1 tRNA gene is annotated in these 348 nt (G+C 46.8%); it reads left to right on the forward strand.

The annotated features are described in order from the left end of the window. The first annotated feature begins 276 nt into the window (after positions 1 to 276). Positions 277 to 348 (forward strand) — tRNA-Gln (locus ACTJKB_RS31000).

The raw sequence follows: 348 nt of genomic DNA on the forward strand, positions 1-348 counted from the left end.
GTGTAGTTGGCCTAACATGCCTGCCTGTCACGCAGGAGATCGCGGGTTCGAATCCCGTCGGTTCCGCCATCATTACATTGCTTCAGGGATGAGAATCCATTAAGGGTTCGTTGGAGCATAAGCTTCGTGAGGATTACATCGCAATCTCGCAACGAAGTGAAGAGTATCCCGTCGGTTCCACCATTATTGTGGAATCAAGGTATCAGGGATTGAGAATCCTATATTTCGAAGTATAGAGTATCCACCCGATTCCGTGGTTTTGCTAATTATTAATATTGGGGATTAGCCAAGCGGTAAGGCAACGGACTTTGACTCCGTCATTCATAGGTTCGATTCCTATATCCCCAG

Origin of the sequence: Paenibacillus sp. 22594 (genome assembly GCF_052044425.1) — a bacterium.
GTDB lineage: Bacteria > Bacillota > Bacilli > Paenibacillales > Paenibacillaceae > Paenibacillus_AQ.